General features: G+C 67.6%; 16 protein-coding genes. All 16 read left to right on the forward strand.

Features of this window, described 5'->3' with window-relative positions; genetic code table 11:
- The first annotated feature begins 145 nt into the window (after positions 1-145).
- The 16 genes from F8O09_RS00005 (at position 146) to der (ending at position 16421) form a co-directional block, all read left to right on the forward strand.
- Positions 146-1693: an amidase gene (locus F8O09_RS00005; protein WP_158053511.1), complete on the forward strand. Its 1548-nt coding sequence runs from the start codon at positions 146-148 to the stop codon at positions 1691-1693.
- A 10-nt stretch (positions 1694-1703) separates the two neighbouring features.
- Positions 1704-2855, forward strand: coding sequence for an HAD-IIA family hydrolase (locus tag F8O09_RS00010; protein ID WP_158053512.1), 1152 nt, complete (start codon positions 1704-1706; stop codon positions 2853-2855).
- A 10-nt stretch (positions 2856-2865) separates the two neighbouring features.
- Positions 2866-3075 carry a hypothetical protein gene (locus tag F8O09_RS00015; RefSeq protein ID WP_158031707.1) on the forward strand — a complete coding sequence of 70 codons (210 nt, stop codon included), beginning with the start codon at positions 2866-2868 and terminating at the stop codon, positions 3073-3075.
- Entirely contained in the window at positions 3072-3887 is an 816-nt protein-coding gene (locus F8O09_RS00020) for a TlyA family RNA methyltransferase (RefSeq protein WP_158053513.1), read from the forward strand. Before F8O09_RS00015 ends, F8O09_RS00020 begins: the two co-directional genes overlap by 4 nt.
- A 3-nt stretch (positions 3888-3890) precedes the next feature.
- Complete coding sequence (locus tag F8O09_RS00025) at positions 3891-4985, forward strand: NAD kinase (protein ID WP_158031705.1); 1095 nt, start codon at positions 3891-3893, stop codon at positions 4983-4985.
- Positions 4982-6676: a DNA repair protein RecN gene (recN, locus tag F8O09_RS00030; protein WP_158053514.1), complete on the forward strand. Its 1695-nt coding sequence runs from the start codon at positions 4982-4984 to the stop codon at positions 6674-6676. Before F8O09_RS00025 ends, recN begins: the two co-directional genes overlap by 4 nt.
- Before the next feature lie 98 nt (positions 6677-6774).
- A complete protein-coding gene (locus tag F8O09_RS00035) occupies positions 6775-8463 on the forward strand; it encodes a CTP synthase (RefSeq protein WP_158031703.1) in 1689 nt (562 codons plus the stop codon).
- A gap of 6 nt (positions 8464-8469) precedes the next feature.
- On the forward strand, positions 8470-9045 hold the full coding sequence (locus tag F8O09_RS00040) for an NUDIX domain-containing protein (RefSeq protein ID WP_158031702.1): 576 nt from the start codon (positions 8470-8472) through the stop codon (positions 9043-9045).
- Positions 9046-9056: 11 nt separating this feature from the next.
- A complete protein-coding gene (gene xerD / locus F8O09_RS00045; RefSeq protein ID WP_158053515.1) occupies positions 9057-10001 on the forward strand; it encodes a site-specific tyrosine recombinase XerD in 945 nt (314 codons plus the stop codon).
- A gap of 58 nt (positions 10002-10059) precedes the next feature.
- A complete protein-coding gene (locus tag F8O09_RS00050) occupies positions 10060-10902 on the forward strand; it encodes a ParA family protein (RefSeq protein ID WP_158031700.1) in 843 nt (280 codons plus the stop codon).
- Positions 10886-11689, forward strand: coding sequence for a segregation and condensation protein A (locus F8O09_RS00055; protein WP_158053516.1), 804 nt, complete (start codon positions 10886-10888; stop codon positions 11687-11689). The genes F8O09_RS00050 and F8O09_RS00055 overlap by 17 nt, the downstream gene beginning before the upstream one ends.
- 13 nt (positions 11690-11702) lie before the next feature.
- Positions 11703-12284 (forward strand): SMC-Scp complex subunit ScpB, encoded by a 582-nt coding sequence (gene scpB, locus F8O09_RS00060; RefSeq protein WP_158053517.1) that lies wholly within the window; start codon positions 11703-11705, stop codon positions 12282-12284.
- Entirely contained in the window at positions 12268-13056 is a 789-nt protein-coding gene (locus F8O09_RS00065; RefSeq protein ID WP_158053518.1) for a pseudouridine synthase, read from the forward strand. The genes scpB and F8O09_RS00065 overlap by 17 nt, the downstream gene beginning before the upstream one ends.
- A gap of 11 nt (positions 13057-13067) precedes the next feature.
- Positions 13068-14162 (forward strand): prephenate dehydrogenase, encoded by a 1095-nt coding sequence (locus F8O09_RS00070; RefSeq protein WP_158053519.1) that lies wholly within the window; start codon positions 13068-13070, stop codon positions 14160-14162.
- Positions 14159-14902, forward strand: a complete 744-nt coding sequence (cmk, locus tag F8O09_RS00075) for a (d)CMP kinase (RefSeq protein WP_192497496.1) — start codon at positions 14159-14161, stop codon at positions 14900-14902. The genes F8O09_RS00070 and cmk overlap by 4 nt, the downstream gene beginning before the upstream one ends.
- Positions 14895-16421 carry a ribosome biogenesis GTPase Der gene (gene der / locus F8O09_RS00080; RefSeq protein WP_158031694.1) on the forward strand — a complete coding sequence of 509 codons (1527 nt, stop codon included), beginning with the start codon at positions 14895-14897 and terminating at the stop codon, positions 16419-16421. The genes cmk and der overlap by 8 nt, the downstream gene beginning before the upstream one ends.
- Positions 16422-16602 lie beyond the last annotated feature (181 nt).

Here is a 16602-nt window from a genome sequence, read left to right on the forward strand (position 1 = left end):
ACTGCACGGGGGACCGTGTGGGAGAGTAGGACACCGCCGGAACATTATTCACGGAAGGCCACCCCGCTAGCGGGGTGGCCTTCCGTCGTTAACCACACACACGAACGCCAATCACACACGCAACACGCCCAGTAGACTGCTCGACATGAGCTCTCTGCACGAAATGAGCGCGGTCGCTCTTCGAGCTCTGCTGCTTCGCGGCGAAGTGAGCCCGCTGGACGTCGTGCAGGCGTTCCTCGATCGTGTGCGACTCCTGGATCTGACTGAGAGACCGATCGGAACTCCGCGCCCGATCGGCGCGTTCACCGAACTCAGCGCGGAATCCGCCCTGGAACGGGCACGCTCACTGACTCAGACGGGCATGCGTCTGCCGCACTCGGCGGCACAGCATCCGCTCTGGGGGCTCGCACTGGCAGACAAAGATCTCTACGACCGCTCGGGCAGCGTGACCCGCTACGGCTCACGAGTGCACGCAACCACACCGGCGACCGAGACGCACCCAATGCTTGCGGCGACCGACGCTGCTGGAGCGGTGAGCATCGGTCGCACCAGCACTCTGGAGTTCGGTCTTTCTGGGTATACCGAACCTGATGCGGGGCGCCCCGCGCTGAACCCCTGGAAGCTGTCACGCAACGCCGGCGGATCGAGCGGCGGAGCCGCCGCAGCCGTGGCCTCAGGAATGCTGCCCTTCGCGGTGGGCACCGACGGCGGCGGATCGGTTCGTATCCCGGCTGCCAGCTGCGGGCTGGTGGGGATGAAGCTGAGCCGCGACCTCTTCTGCCTGAAGGGCTTCGAAGCGCGACGGGCGACGGCGGCCGACGATCTTGAGCCAGACGCACCCGAGCTCGATCTGGTGGTGCCCGGGCCGATCGCACACAGCGTCGCCGATGCGGCTCTGCTCGTCGACGGTCTGCTCGGTGGCCTCGCTAGGCTTCGTGGCGCCCGTCACCCGTACGCGAGCGGCCCCGGACGAAACGGGACTTCGGCGACCCCGCTCGCAGATTCGGTGGCTCCTGCCAAAGTGCGCTCTGGCGAAGCGTCACCGGGGCGTCTTCGCGTCGGCGTGCTGCAGGGGAGCCCCTGGGATGCGTTCGTCCAGGTGCGGGTGTCGGTTGAGGCCGCGGCACAGGTGAGCAGAATCGCCGACCTGCTCGACGAAGGAGGCCATGACGTGCGCTCTCTGCGGCTGCCCGACTCAGTGGAGTACGGCCAGTCGTTCAGCGCTGTGTGGCAGATGGGCGCGGCCGGTCTGCCGATTCCGTCGAACCGCATCGACGAAGTCGAGCCGCTGACACAGTGGCTGATTCACAGCGGTCGCGCCCTTTCCAGGGCGACGAAGACGCGAGCACTGCGATACCTGCACGACTATGGAGAACGCGTGACGGCGGCGTTCGCTCCGTGGGATGTCGTGCTCACGCCCGCCTTGGCACTGACAGCCCGCCCGAACGGCTGGTTCGACACGGCGGATGCCCGTCGTAACTTCGCGGAGCAGGGAGCGTTCACGCCGTTCACCTCGTTCGTGAACGTGTCGGGCGCGCCGGCGATTGTGATTCCCACCGGGCTGGCACGAGACGGGCTGCCGCTCGGCGTGCAGCTGATCGGACGTCTCGGCCATGACGACCATCTGCTGCGCATCGCCGCCGAGATCGAACGTCTGGCAGCGTGGTCTGGGCACCCGTGGCTCTACCCGTAGGATGGACGTCATGTCTGGATTCCTGCAGCGTCTCACACAGCGGCATCGCGACGAAGCCACAACCGGCGAACGTCCGGGGGAGCAGGAGAGCTCCGGCACTCCTGGAAGCCGCAGCAGCCTACCGACGACTCTGCAGAATGACGCCGGCGCGGAACCAGCCGTCAAAGTGGTGCCGCATTCGCCGCTTGACGGGGCCGACGCGATCTTCGCCGACCTCGACGGCGTCGTCTACCGCGGCCCCGAGCCCGTGTCCGATGCCGTCGAGTCGCTGAACCTCGCGCAACGCACCGGGCTGCAGGTCAGCTATCTGACGAACAACGCCTCACGCACGCCGAAGATGGTCGCCGACCAGCTCAACGCAATGGGTCTGCACGTTGCGGAGAATGACATTGTGACGAGCCCTCAGGCCGCCGTGCCGCTGCTCGCTGACCACATTGCCCCCGGCTCGGAGGTGCTCGTCGTCGGTGGTGTCGGGCTGCTCGAAGCCGTGCAGCAGGCCGGCTATCATGTGACCCGCACACAGAGCGAGCAGACCGCCGCCGTCGTGCAGGGCTTCGCCAAGGACGTCAGCTGGGCGGACCTGGCCGAGGCCGCCTACGCCGTCGCCGCAGGTGCGGTGTGGATCGGTACGAACCAGGACTGGACGCTGCCGAACGAACGCGGCCTGGCGCCTGGCAATGGAACGCTGCTCTCAGCTGTGCACACGGCGACGGGCACCTTCCCGACGATCGCAGGCAAGCCGGAGCGGCCGATCTTCGACGTTGCAGTCACCCGCTTTCGAGCGGCTCAGCCTCTGTTCATCGGAGATCGCCTCGACACCGACATCGAGGGAGCACGTCGTGTCGGCATCACCTCGGCCCACGTGCTGACCGGTGTGGACCAGGCGCGTGAGATCATCGAGGCAGCGCCAGAGCGACGGCCGGATTTTCTGCTGCAGACGCTGGCTGACCTGCACCGACCGTATCCAGTGCTCGAGATTGCGCCCAACGGGGCCGTCAGCGGACACTCTGTGGTGCGCATCGACGGAGCCTACGTCATCATCGAGCGCGGCGACCCGAGCGACATCGACACGCTGCGGGCCGCAGCCGCCGCTGTCTGGGAATGCAGCATCCCCGTCTCTGCGCTGCGCCTGCCCGAAGACCTCGTCGGCCCGCCGCGGTAGGATGCCGCACATGACGATGCCCGATCAGCAGATGCCCGAACGGCCGCAGCCGGCGAGCGACGAGAACGGAGCGATCGATCGTGCGCTGATCACATCGACGCTGCAGCGCATCGACGAGCTGCCGATCGATCAGCGTGCGGTCGAATACGAACATCTCTACGCCGATCTGAGCCGGCGGCTCGAGCAGGCGGTCGGTCAGACCCAGCTGGGCGGGCGATGAAACCCACCGGCATCCGGCTTGATCAGGCGCTCGTCGAGCGATCGCTCGCACGATCTCGCACGCAGGCGCAGAAGCTCGTTCGCACGGGTCAGGTGACCCTCGACGGGCGCATCGTAGACAAGGCGTCGTATCCGGTTCACGCCGGACAGACGCTCGCCGTCAGCGGCGACCATCACTACGTGGGGCGTGCAGCGGGCAAGCTCATCGATGCGCTCGACGCGTTCCAAATCGATGTCTCGGGCCGTGTCGCGCTCGACGCAGGAGCCTCCACAGGCGGATTCACCCAAGTGCTGCGCGAACGCGGCGCCGCACACGTCTTCGCCGTCGACGTCGGGCACGATCAGCTCGCTCCGGCGATCGCCGCAGACTCCGGGGTGAGCTCGATCGAAGGGGTCAACCTGCGCTGGTTCACGCGTGCCGAACTGGCCGCGGCCGCGTCGTGCGCACCGTCGCCCGATCAGATCGACCTAGTCGTCGGCGACCTGTCGTTCATCTCACTCACCCAGGTGCTGCCTCGACTGCACGAACAGCTCGATGCGCACGACTTCGTGCTGCTGGTGAAACCGCAGTTCGAAGTCGGTCGCGGTAACCTTGACCGTGGTGGTCTCGTGCACGATCCAGCCGGGCATCGGGCCGCCATCGAGCGTGTGGCCGCCTGCGCCGAGCAGATCGGCCTCGTCGTCGCCGGCCTCACACGAACGAGCGTGGTAGGCGGCACCGGCAACCAGGAGTTTCCCATCTGGCTCGCCCCGAACGGGGACAGAGCCGTCGACTGGCATGAGCGAGTCGACGAACTGATCGGCAGGAGGTGACGCATGGCCGTCAGCGCGCATTCGGCTCAGCCGACGCCCCGCGCACGACAGCGACGGGCCGATCAGCCTCGGCGAGTGCTGCTCGTCGTACACCCCAAACGCGAGGTGGCGCTGAAGTCGACTCAGACGACCCTGCGTCTGCTGCGTGAGTCGCATTTGGTGCCGGTGTTCCCGCCGGACGCGATCGCGCCGCTGCGCGAGTGGGGCATCGACATCGACGACGCCGAGGTGCTGGGCGAGGACTGCACCGGCCCGGATCTCGAGATCGTCATGGTGCTCGGCGGCGACGGCACGATTCTGCGCGCAGCAGAGCTGGTGCGGTTCGACGCCACACCGATCATCGGCGTGAATCTCGGGCACGTGGGGTTTCTGGCCGAGAGCGAGCGTGGCGATCTCGTCGACGCAGTGCGGCACGTGGTCTCTCGCACCTATGAGGTCGAAGAGCGTCTCGCGCTGAACGTGCGGGTGTTCTCAGCAGGCCGTCTGCTCTTTCAGGACTGGGCGCTCAACGAAGTGACCATCGAGAAGCCGCGCAGCAACAAGATGATCACCGTCGACGTCAGTATCAACGATCGGCCGTTCACCGCGTTCGGATGTGACGGCGTGATGGTGAGCACGCCGACCGGCTCGACCGCCTACGCATTCTCTGCGGGCGGCCCGATCGTCTGGCCCAATCTCGAAGCGCTGCTCTTCGTTCCGCTGAACGCACACGCCCTGTTCGCGCGCCCGCTGGTGATCTCGCCATATAGCTCGGTCAACGTACAGTTGGGCGACGACGCCGATGGTGCGATCAGCTGGTGCGACGGTCGCCGCAGTCAGACGCTGCCTCCAGGGTCGCTCATCCAGGTCGGTCGCTCGACCATTCCGGTTCGGCTCGCCCGCCTGCGGCGTGGATCGTTCGTCGATCGTCTGGTGAACAAGTTCTCGCTGCCCTCGCTGAGCTGGCAGCAGCACGCCGTTCGCACGCGCGAGACGCAGGAGGCGCTGCAGGAGGCCGAGCGAATGCTCGACCTGGCCGAACCAGCGGCAGCCGAACAGGGGCGGGCCCGCCCAGAGGCCGACGAGAGCCCCGAGCGCACGAGCGGAGACCGCACGTGATCGACGAAGTTCGCATCGACGACCTCGGCGTCGTCGAGTCGGCGACCCTGGCGCTCGGTGCCGGTCTCACCGTCATCACCGGTGAGACCGGCGCGGGCAAGACCATGGTCGTCACCGCTCTGCAGCTGCTGCAGGGTGCGCGAGCAGACGCCTCACGCGTGCGCGCCGGCGCCGATCGCGCAGAGGTCTCGGGTCTGCTGCAGGTGTCTTCCGAGAGCGATGTCGCCCAGGCCGTTGAAGACGCCGGCGGAGAGATCGACGACGGCGATCTGATCGTGACTCGCCGACTGGCCGCCACCGGTCGCACCCGAGCCTGGCTCGGCGGCCATGCGGTGCCGAACGGCGTGCTCGCCGACACCATCGGTCAGCTGGTCTCGATTCACGGCCAGAGCGACCAGCTGCGGCTGCGCACCGCCGCTCAGCAGCGTGACGTGCTCGACGCGTTCGGCGGGCGAGAGCTGCGTGCCACTGCAGAGGCCTTTCACGACGCCTATCGACGCTGGCGTGATCTCGACCGTCGGGCACGGGCGCTCGCCGACGACGCCGAGGCCCGTCGAGCCGAGGCAGACCGGCTGCGCGAAGAGATCGAGGCAGTCGAAGCCGTCTCGCCCCAGCCCGGGGAGCTCGACCAGATCGAGGCCCGTGTCGCACGGCTCGACGCCAGACAGGATCTGCTGCGTCGAGCCGGCGACGCCCGGCAGCGGCTCTCGGCCGACATCGACGCGGTGGCCGGCCCACAGGACGTACTCGGTCTGCTCAGCGGTGCGCGCGCCGATCTTGAGAGCGCAGGCGACCCCGACCTGAGCGATCTTGCGACCCGGCTGCACGAGGTCGAGGCCATGACCCAGGATCTCTCTGGCGACCTCAGCTCCTACATCGCCGCACTCGACGACGTCGGCGACGGCGAGCTGGCCGCGGCGCACGAGCGTCTCGACACGCTGCGAGACCTCGAGCGTCGATTCGGCAGCCTCGACGAGGCGATCGCCCTGCTGAACGACGGCAGCGCCAGACTGGCCGAACTCGACGCCGACGGCGACACCCGGGAGCAGCTCGCCGTCGCGCTCGCCGAGGCTCTCGACCAGCGCGACCTCACCGCGCGTCGCCTGAGTGACATCCGCCGCAGTGCGGCGCAGCGACTCAGCGAAGAGGTCACCGGCGAACTCGGCAGCCTCGCGATGCGCGACGCAGCGTTCGCCGTGCAGGTCACGCCGTGTGCGGTGGATGCGACCGGGGCAGACGAGGTGGCGTTCCTGCTGGCAGCGCACGCCGGTGCCGACCCGCTGCCGCTGGCCCGATCGGCGAGCGGCGGCGAGCTGTCACGTGTCATGCTCGCTCTGGAGCTGCGACTGGCGGCGAGCGGCGACCTGGCCGATCGCACCTTCGTGTTCGACGAGGTCGACTCGGGTGTCGGCGGCGCGGCTGCCGTGCAGATCGGGCAGCGGCTGGCCAGACTCGCACGGCATGCGCAGGTGCTCGTCGTGACGCATCTGCCGCAGGTCGCGGCCTACGCCGATACGCATCTCGTCGTCACCAAGGTCGGAGACGAACGCGTCACGACCAGCGATGTGGTTCGCCTGGACGGCGAGCAGCGCGTGCACGAGCTCGCCCGCATGCTGGCCGGCCGCGTCAGCGACACCGCGCTGGCACATGCACACGAGCTGCTGGAGCAGTCACGCCTCGAGGCCGAATGAGAGAGCCGTGCATGAGCACCGCAGTCAGAGACATGATCAGAGCAACGACGACATCGCAGTGTTCGAAGACCGCTGCGAATGAGATAGGATGAAGACCCGTGGATAACGCGCAGAGCACTCGGACGGTAAAGCAGATCTTCGTGACCGGGGGCGTGGTCTCCTCGCTCGGAAAGGGCCTCACGGCAGCCAGCCTCGGCCATATTCTTCGAGCCAGCGGCGTGAGAGTCGTCATGCAGAAGCTCGACCCCTATCTCAATGTCGATCCCGGCACCATGAACCCGTTTCAGCACGGCGAGGTGTTCGTCACCGAAGACGGCGCCGAGACCGACCTGGACATCGGCCACTACGAGCGCTTTCTCGACATCAACCTGAACCAGGCGGCGAACGTCACCACCGGTCAGGTGTACAGCGAGGTCATCGCAAAGGAACGTCGCGGCGAATACCTCGGCGACACCGTGCAGGTGATCCCGCACATCACCAACGAGATCAAGCGTCGTATGCGCGCACAAGCCCATGGCGAGCACACGCCCGACGTGATCATCACCGAGATCGGCGGCACCGTCGGCGACATCGAGTCGCAGCCTTTCCTCGAGGCCGCCCGTCAGGTGCGCCAGGAGCTCGGCCGCGACAACGTGTTCTTCGTGCATGTCTCGCTGGTGCCCTACATCGGCCCCAGCGGCGAGCTCAAGACCAAGCCCACTCAGCACTCAGTGGCTGCGCTGCGATCGATCGGCGTGCAGCCCGACGCCATCGTGCTGCGCTCGGATCGCCCCGTCGGCGACAGCATCAAGTCGAAGATCGCCCTGATGTGCAGCCTTGAGACCGGTGCGGTCGTGAACTGCCCGGATGCGTCGAGCATCTACGACATTCCGACGATCATCCACAGCGAGGGGCTCGACAAAGTCATCGCCGAGCAGCTGGGCCTGCAGACGCACGACGTCGACTGGTCCCGCTGGCAGCCGGTGCTCGACGCGGTGCACAACCCCAAGCACGAGGTCACCGTGGGGCTGGTCGGCAAGTACATCGATCTTCCCGACGCCTACCTGTCGGTCACCGAGGCGCTTCGAGCCGGCGGCTTCGCCCACACCACCAAGGTGAACGTGCGCTGGATCCCCTCAGACAGTCTGCTCGACGAACAGGTGCGCGAGCGCGAGCTCGGCGCCGTCGACGCGATCTGCGTGCCCGGCGGCTTCGGCATCCGCGGCATCGAGGGCAAGCTCGCCGCGCTCACCTTCGCCCGAGAGCAGGGCATCCCCACACTCGGGCTCTGCCTCGGACTGCAGTGCATGGTCATCGAATACGCACGTTCCGAGGCCGGCCTGGCCGAGGCATCCTCAAGCGAGTTCGACCCGCAGACGCACGAACCGGTCATCGCGACCATGGCCGAGCAGGTCGACATCCTCGCCGAGGGCGACCTGGGCGGCACCATGCGACTCGGCTCGTACCCGGCTGCCTTGGCCGACGATTCGATCGTGGCCCAGGCCTATGGGAGCACCGACGTCACCGAACGTCACCGCCACCGCTACGAGGTGAACAACGTGTACCGCGATCGCATCGCCGCCGCCGGCCTGCGCTTCAGCGGCACGTCGCCCGACGGGCACCTCGTCGAGTTCGTCGAGCTGCCGGCCGATGTGCATCCCTACTACGTGGGCACGCAGGCGCACCCCGAGTTCAAATCACGCCCGACGGCTCCTCACCCGCTGTTCGCCGGGCTGATCGCAGCGGCGCTGGAGCGTCAGCAGGCCTCTCGTCTCTTCGACGTCGAGAACTCCACGACCGAGAGCTGAACCGACATGGCCGACGAATCGGAGCTGTGCGACAGCGCAGAGCAGCATGAGATCCGCGAACGGCATCTCGATCTGCAGGGTCATGTCATCGATGTGACGAGCGAACGCTTCGACTACGACGGCGGGCAGCTCACCCGACAGTTCGTGGAGCATCCCGGTGCCGTCGGCGTGCTCGCGATCGACGACCTCGACCGTGTCGCGCTCGTTCACCAGTATCGCCATCCGGTTCGTGAGCGCCTCTGGGAAGTGCCCGCAGGTCTGCTCGATGTGCCCGGTGAGCTGCCGCTGGACGCGGCGAAGCGGGAGCTCGCCGAAGAAGCCGAGCTCGTCGCCGAACACTGGCTGCACCTCATCGACATGTACACCACGCCGGGCGGCAGCAACGAACGGCTGCGCATGTATCGCGCCACCGGTCTCTCACCGGCCGCGCACTTCGAGCGCACCGCCGAAGAGCAGGACATGGGCCTCACCTGGCGTGCCTTCGACGAAGTGCTCGACGCCGTGCTCTCCGGCCGTCTGCACAACCCGACGCTTGTGGTGTCCATCCTCGCTGAGGCCGCCAACCGCAGTCGTCGAGGCTGACCGAGGCCGCCATGCCTGCGGTCGACCGCGAGATTGACGCGTTCCTGCGCCACCTGCGCATCGAACGCGGCCTGTCTGAGAACACCGTGCGCAGCTATCGCTCCGACCTGCGCAGCTATACCGACTGGCTGGCCGAGCGAGGCGTCGTCGACCTGACCACCCTGACCGAACGCGATCTCAGCGAGTATCCGCAGTGGCTGGCCGACCATCGAGCCGAGGCCGGTCTGCCGACGGCAGCCACCACCACGGGCCGTATGCTCAGCGCGGTGCGCAGCCTGCACCGCCATCTCTTTCTCGACGGCCGCACCCCACACGACCCGGCCACTGTGCTCCATGCGCCCAAGAAGCCCAGCCGACTGCCCAAGGCTCTGTCGATCGACGACGTGTCGCGGCTGCTCGGCGGGGTCGACGGCAGCGACCCGGAGTCGGTGCGCGACAGGGCCATCCTCGAATTCCTCTATGCCACCGGTGCCCGGGTGAGCGAACTCTGCGACGCACTGGTCGACGACGTTCAGCACGTCGAACGAGCCGATGCCGACACGATCGACGTGGTCCGGCTGCGCGGCAAGGGCGGCAAGCAGCGCGTCGTGCCGTTCGGCTCCTATGCACGAGCCGCGCTGGACGCCTACCTGGTCAGGGTGCGTCCAGCCCTCGCAGCGAAGGGGAGGGGCGGAGCGCATCTGTTTCTCGGCGTGCGCGGCGGGCGCCTCTCGCGACAGGCCGTGTGGACGATCATCAAACGCGCAGCGGCTCGCGTCGACCTCGAGCATCGAGTGTCACCGCACGTGCTGCGACACTCCTTCGCCACGCATCTGCTCGCCGGCGGAGCTGACATCCGCATCGTTCAAGAGATGCTCGGGCACGCGTCGGTGACGACCACGCAGGTCTACACCCGCGTCACGCAGGAGCACCTGCGACAGGTCTACGCGACCAGCCACCCGCGGGCGCATCGCTGACGGTGCCGGGCCGCACACACGTCAGCCGAGGGCGTCGGCGTCGAGCCGCTCGTGATGCATGAGTCAGGCGACGGGTAGACTATGCGGCGTGAATGATTTTCCCGTGCCCCAGCCGTTGACCAGCCACGGCCCTGCACGCGTGATCGCGATGTGCAATCAGAAGGGCGGCGTCGGCAAGACCACCACGACGGTGAGTCTGGGTGCGGCGCTCGTCGAGTACGGGCGGCGCGTGCTGCTTGTCGACTTCGATCCGCAGGGCGCACTCTCGGCGTCGCTCGGCGTTCAGACGATGGACGACCCCACGATCTACGACCTGTTGATGGGCACGGTCAAAGACACACGCTCGGTCATCGTGCCGAGTCTCATCCAAGACCTCGACGTGCTGCCCGCCAACATCGACCTCTCAGCCGCCGAGCTGCAGCTGGTCAACGAGGTGGCCCGCGAACAGGCCCTGAGCCGTGCCCTGCGGCAGGTCACCGGTGACTACGACGTCATTCTGGTCGACTGCCAGCCCTCCCTCGGCCTGCTCGCCATCAACGCGCTCACCGCGGCGCACGGTGTGCTGATTCCGCTGGAGGCCGAGTACTTCGCCCTGCGCGGCGTCGCTCTGCTCGTCGAGACGGTCGAGAAGGTGCAGGATCGGCTCAACCCCGCGCTCGAACTCGACGGCATTCTGATCACCATGTTCGACTCGCGAACGCTGCACGCCCGCGAGGTGTCGGCGCGCGTGCGCGAGGCGTTCGGCGACAAGGTCTTCGACACCGTGATTCCGCGCACCGTCAAGTTTCCCGACGCGTCGGTCGCGGCCCGCCCGATCACCGAGTTCGCCAGCAGCCACCCGGCGGCCGAGGCGTATCGGCGCGTCGCCAGAGAACTGATCTCGCGTGGCGGAGCGCCCTGACGCCGAGCCCGGCTTCGCCGTCCGGCTCGACAACTTCGACGGCCCGTTCGACCTGCTGCTGACGCTGGTCAGCCGTCACGAGCTCGACGTCACAGAGATCTCGCTCAGCGCGGTCACCACCGAATTCGTGGCCTATGTGCGGGCGCTCGACGAAGCCGGGCAGCTGGAGCAGGCCAGCCAGTTCATCGTGATCGCTGCGACCCTGCTCGATATGAAGGTCGCCAGTCTGCTGCCACGCGGCGAGGCCGTCGACGACGAAGACATCGCCGCGCTCGAGGCGCGCGACCTGCTCTTCGCCCGGCTGCTGCAGTACCGGGCGTTCAAGCAGGTCTCTGCCTGGTTCGCGACGCACCTCGAAAGCGAGCGGCTGCGCGTGCCGCGCACCGCTGGCGCCGCAGCCGAGATCGATCTCACCCCGCCCGAGCTGGTCTGGACGACGTCGCTCGACGACTTCGCGGTCATCGCTCGACTTGCTCTGGCCCCCAAGACCCCGCCGACCATCGGACTCGCGCATCTGCACGCACCGGCGGTCAGCATCCGCGAGCAGGCAGCCGTGCTCGTCGCACGTCTGCGCGCAACAGGCCAGGCGACGTTCCAAGAGCTCATCGCCGACGCCGACAGCAGGGGAGTCGTCGTCGCCCGCTTTCTGGCTGTGCTCGAGCTCTACCGTGAGGCGGCGATCACCTATGAGCAGATCGAGCCGCTGGGGCCGCTCAGCGTACGCTGGACAGGCCAGCACTGGAGCGACGATCAGCTCGCCGCGCTGGGAGCCGACTACGACCAATGACCGAGAGGACGCCATGAGCGAGAGCGAACAGCTCGTCGCAGCCAACGAACTGGCGCAGCTGCCGGTGCGTGCCCGCCTCGAAGCGGTGCTGATTGCCGCCGACCACCCGATCGACACGATCTCGCTGGCCGCAGCGGTCGAGACGCCCGTGCCCGAGGTCACTCAGACACTGGACGAGCTGCGCGCCGACTACGACGCGCCCCCGGTGCGAGGGTTCGAGCTGCGACAGATCGCCGGCGGCTGGCAGCTCTACGTGCGTGCCGGCTGCGAACAGGTCGTGCGCCGCATGATCGAGGAGCAGACCCCGCCCAGACTCTCGCAGGCCGCACTCGAGACTCTCTCGGTGATCGCCTACAAACAGCCGATCAGTCGCGGTCAGATCGCCTCGATCCGTGCGGTCAACGTCGACTCGGTCGTGCGCACACTGCTCGCACGCGGGCTGATCGCCGAGGCCTATGTCGACGAGCAGACCCAGGCGACCTTCTTCGAGACGACCGATCTGCTGCTCAGCCACCTCGGCATCGACTCGCTCGCCGACCTGCCACCCATTTCCGACCTGCTTCCGGAGGACCCTGAAGATGACGACCTCAGCTGACCACACCCCGCGCGCCGACGGCGAACGCCTGCAGAAGGTGATGGCCGCCGCCGGGGTGGCGTCTCGTCGCGCGAGCGAGGACCTCATCGCCGCCGGGCGAGTCACGGTGAATGGGCGCGTGGTGCGCGAACTCGGCTCTCGAGTCAGGCCCGACGACCACATCGAGGTCGACGGTCTGGTGATCGTCACCGACCCCGATCTGCGCTACTACGCGCTCAACAAGCCGGCCGGCGTGGTCAGCACCATGAGCGACGAGCGGGGCCGCCCCGATCTCAGCCGCTACGTGACCGCCGAGACCGGTCGCATCTTCAACGTCGGCCGTCTCGACGAGGCGACGCACGGGCTGCTGCTGCTCACCAACGACGGCGAGCTCGCACATCGGCTGATGCATCCCTCATTCGAGATCGACAAGGTGTACGTCGCCCTCGTGCGCGGCAAGGTCGCGCCGCGCACCCTCGCCGAGCTGCGTGAGGGCATCGTGCTCGATGACGGGCCCATCGCCGCCGACCGCGCTCGTGTGCTCGACGCCAGCCGTGACCAAACCATGGTCGAGGTGACTCTGCACTCCGGGCGCAACCGTATCGTCCGCCGCATGTTCGGGCACGTCGGCCACCCGGTCATGGAGCTGACTCGGCGTCAGTTCGGCCCCGTTCACCTCGGCACGCTGCGTGAGGGTCAGATGCGCCCGCTGACCAGTGACGAAGTCGGCCGGCTGCTCAAGCAGACCGGCGATGCGGTCGTGCCACAGGGCGCCGCACCCGAGAACGACTAGACTGGCCCGATATGAGCATCAGTCACGATCTCGCGCGCACTCCGTCACCGGTGCTCATCATCGGCACCGGTCTGCTGGGCGCCAGCATCGGCCTCGCTTTGATGCAGCGCGGTGTCGAGGTGCTGCTCTCTGACATCTCGCCCAGTGCGCTGGCGCTCGCAGCCGACTACGGCGCAGGTCGTGCCTTGGCCGACGGCGACCAGCCGGTGCTCGTGGTCGTCGCGGTGCCGCCTGAGATCGCGGCGGATGCCGTGGCCGAGCAGCTGCGTCGCTGGCCCGACGCCGTGGTCACCGACGTCACCAGCGTGAAGGCGCAGATCGTGCGGGCGCTGATCGACGAAGACGCCGATCTCGACCGCTATCTGGGCTCGCACCCGATGGCGGGGCGTGAGCGCGGCGGGCCGATCTCGGCGCGGGCCGACCTCTTTCGCGGCCAGCCGTGGGTGATCGCCGAGCACAAGCACGTCACCGCTCACGCGCTCGAGACCGTCGAACGACTCGCACTCGACGTCGAAGCTGTGCCGGTGCATCTCGACCCCGTGCAGCACGACCGGGCAGTCGCCCTGATCTCGCATGTGCCTCAAGTCGTCGCCACGCTGCTGGCCGGTCGGCTCGTCGACGGCACGCCGTCGCAGATCTCTCTTGCCGGTCAGGGGCTTCGCGACACGACGCGTATCGCCGCCAGCGACCCGGGTCTCTGGCTGCAGATCCTCGCCGCGAACTCTGACGAGGTGACCAGCGTGCTGCGTGCCCTGCGCGATGACCTCGACGCGATGATCCACGACCTCGAAGACGTCGACCGTGCCGGTGCACGCCGCGAGATCACCGAGCTGTTCATCGCAGGCAACACCGGAGTGCGTCGTATCCCCGGCAAGCACGGCACCGATGCCGAATTCTCGACGACGATCGTGTTCGTCGACGATAAGCCGGGCGAACTCGCGCGTCTCTTCGCCGAGATCGGCGAGATCGGCGTCAACATCGAAGATCTGCGTCTGGAGCACTCGCCCAAGGCCGAGTTCGGACTCGCCGAGGTCTCGGTGCTGCCCGAACGCATCGAAGAGCTGACCAAAGCACTGAAGGAGCGCGGATGGCGGTTGAGCCGATGACTGAGACACGCACACCGGCGGCCGCGCCCAAGCCGGTCATCATCGCCCTGGACGGGCCGGCGGGCAGCGGCAAGTCAAGCACTGCGAAGGCAGTTGCAGAACGCCTGCACTACGCACATCTCGACACCGGCGCCTGGTACCGCGTACTCACGCTGATCGCGCTGCGCACCGAAGTCGATCCGCACGACGAGGCCGCTGTACGGGGGCTGCTCGACGCGTTCGACCAGATCATCGCCCAGGCCTTCGACCACTCGCACATCCTGATTCGGGGGCGCGACGTCTCTGCCGCGATCCGCACGCCCGAGGTGAGCGGCGCGGTGAGCCGCTACTCGCAGCTGCCCATCGTACGCGACCATCTCAACACTGCCTTCCGCCATCTCGCCGCGACCACGTCGGCGCCCGGCGTCGTCGCCGAGGGGCGCGACATCACCACGGTCACCTTTCCGCAGGCCGAGGTTCGGGTGCTGCTCACCGCATCCGCCGACGCCCGCGCCCGCAGGCGAGCCGCACAGATCGGTGAGGCCGACGTGGCATCCATCGCACGCAGCATCTCGGAGCGTGACGCCCGCGATCTCAGCGTGGTCGACTTCATGCGCCCGGCCGACGGCGTGACGCTCATCGACACCAGCGATCTCACCCTCGAGCAGGTCACTGATAAAGTTGCGGGGCTCGTTCCTGCGGCGGCGGGCACCGGCACGAACCTTCCATCTCATCCTCAGACTCAGGAGTCACATGGCTGAATCACGCGAACCGATCGACCCCGAGTTCGGCGCCACCAGCGCAGATGAGCTCGCCGCCCGTCTGCAGCACATCGAACCCGAGATCGAGCAGCAGGTCGCCGACGTGGCACGCGCCGAGCTCGACGACTACGACCTCGAGCCCGAAGACGCGGCGGTGCTGGCCAGCGGCGACGAGACGCCCGATGCGCAGGCTGCACGTCCGGCCCCGCCCGTGCTGGCCGTGATCGGCCGTCCGAACGTGGGCAAGTCATCACTCGTCAACCGCGTGCTCGGCCACCGTGAGGCCGTCGTCGAAGACACTCCCGGTGTCACCCGCGATCGTGTGTCGTACGACGCCGAGTGGAACGGTCAGCCCTTCAGACTGGTCGACACCGGCGGCTGGGAGCTCGAGGCCAAAGGCCTTGACCGGTCGGTGGCCGAACAAGCCGAGCTGGCCATCGAAGAGGCCGACGGCGTGCTCTTCGTGGTGGATGCCAAGGTGGGGCCGACTTCGACCGACGAGCAGCTGGTGGCCGTGCTGCGGCGCTCGGGCAAGCCTGTGCTGCTGGTCGCCAACAAGGTCGACGCAGGTGGCCAGGAGGCCGAGGTCGCGGCGCTCTGGAGCCTCGGCCTCGGTGAGCCGCACCCTGTCTCGGCGCTGCACGGACGTGGCAGCGGCGATCTGCTCGACGCGGTGATCAAGATGCTGCCGAAGGAGTCGAAGGTTGCGCAGCAGCAGCCTGGCGGGCCGCGTCGTGTGGCCATCATCGGCCGCCCGAACGTGGGCAAGTCGAGCCTGCTGAACAAGGCGACCGGCTCGACGCGCGCCGTGGTCAACGACCTGGCCGGCACTACGCGCGACCCGGTCGACGAGCTGGTCACCATTCTCGGCACGACTTGGCGCTTCGTCGACACCGCAGGCATCCGTCGTCGCGTGCACCTGCAGCAGGGCAGCGACTACTACGCCACGCTGCGCACACAGTCTGCGCTCGACCGTGCCGAGGTCGCCATCGTGGTGATCGACGTAAGCCAGAGCATCTCTGACCAGGATCTGCGCATCATCGACATGGTGCTCGAAGCCGGTCGCGCGCTCGTGCTCGCGTTCAACAAGTGGGATCTGCTCGACGACGAACGTCGCCCCCAGCTGGAGCGTGAGATCGAGCAGCGCCTCGGCCATGTGGCTTGGGCACCTCGGGTGAACCTCTCGGCCAAGACCGGTCGTCATCTTGAGAAGCTGGTGCCCGCCCTGCAGGCCGCGCTCGAAGGGTGGGACACTCGTGTGCCCACCGGCAAGTTCAACGCGTTCATTCACGAACTCACTCAGGCGAACCCGCACCCGCTGCGCGGCGGGAAGCAGCCTCGCATCCTGTTCGGCACTCAGGCGGACACACAGCCGCCGACCTTCGTGCTCTTCACCAGCGGCTTCATGGACCCGCAGTATCGACGCTTCATCACACGTCGCCTGCGCGAGGTCTACGGTTTCGTCGGCACGCCCATTCGCATCAACATGCGTGTTCGCGAGAAGCGCGGTCGCAAGTAAGACCAGCTCTGGCACACGCTGTTGCAGGTTGTGGCTTGCCTCTAGCGGTATGCCTCTCTCCGCCCTCAGCCCACCATCCGGCCCCGGCAGCTCTCCAGCAGCCCGAAGCTCGCCAACCGCACCCCGCAGTTCGCGTCCCTCAGCCCTCAGCTCGCCGGCCGGACCCCGCCGTTCGCCGGCA

It is taken from the genome of Pseudoclavibacter sp. CFCC 11306 (assembly GCF_008831235.1).
GTDB lineage: Bacteria > Actinomycetota > Actinomycetes > Actinomycetales > Microbacteriaceae > Pseudoclavibacter_A.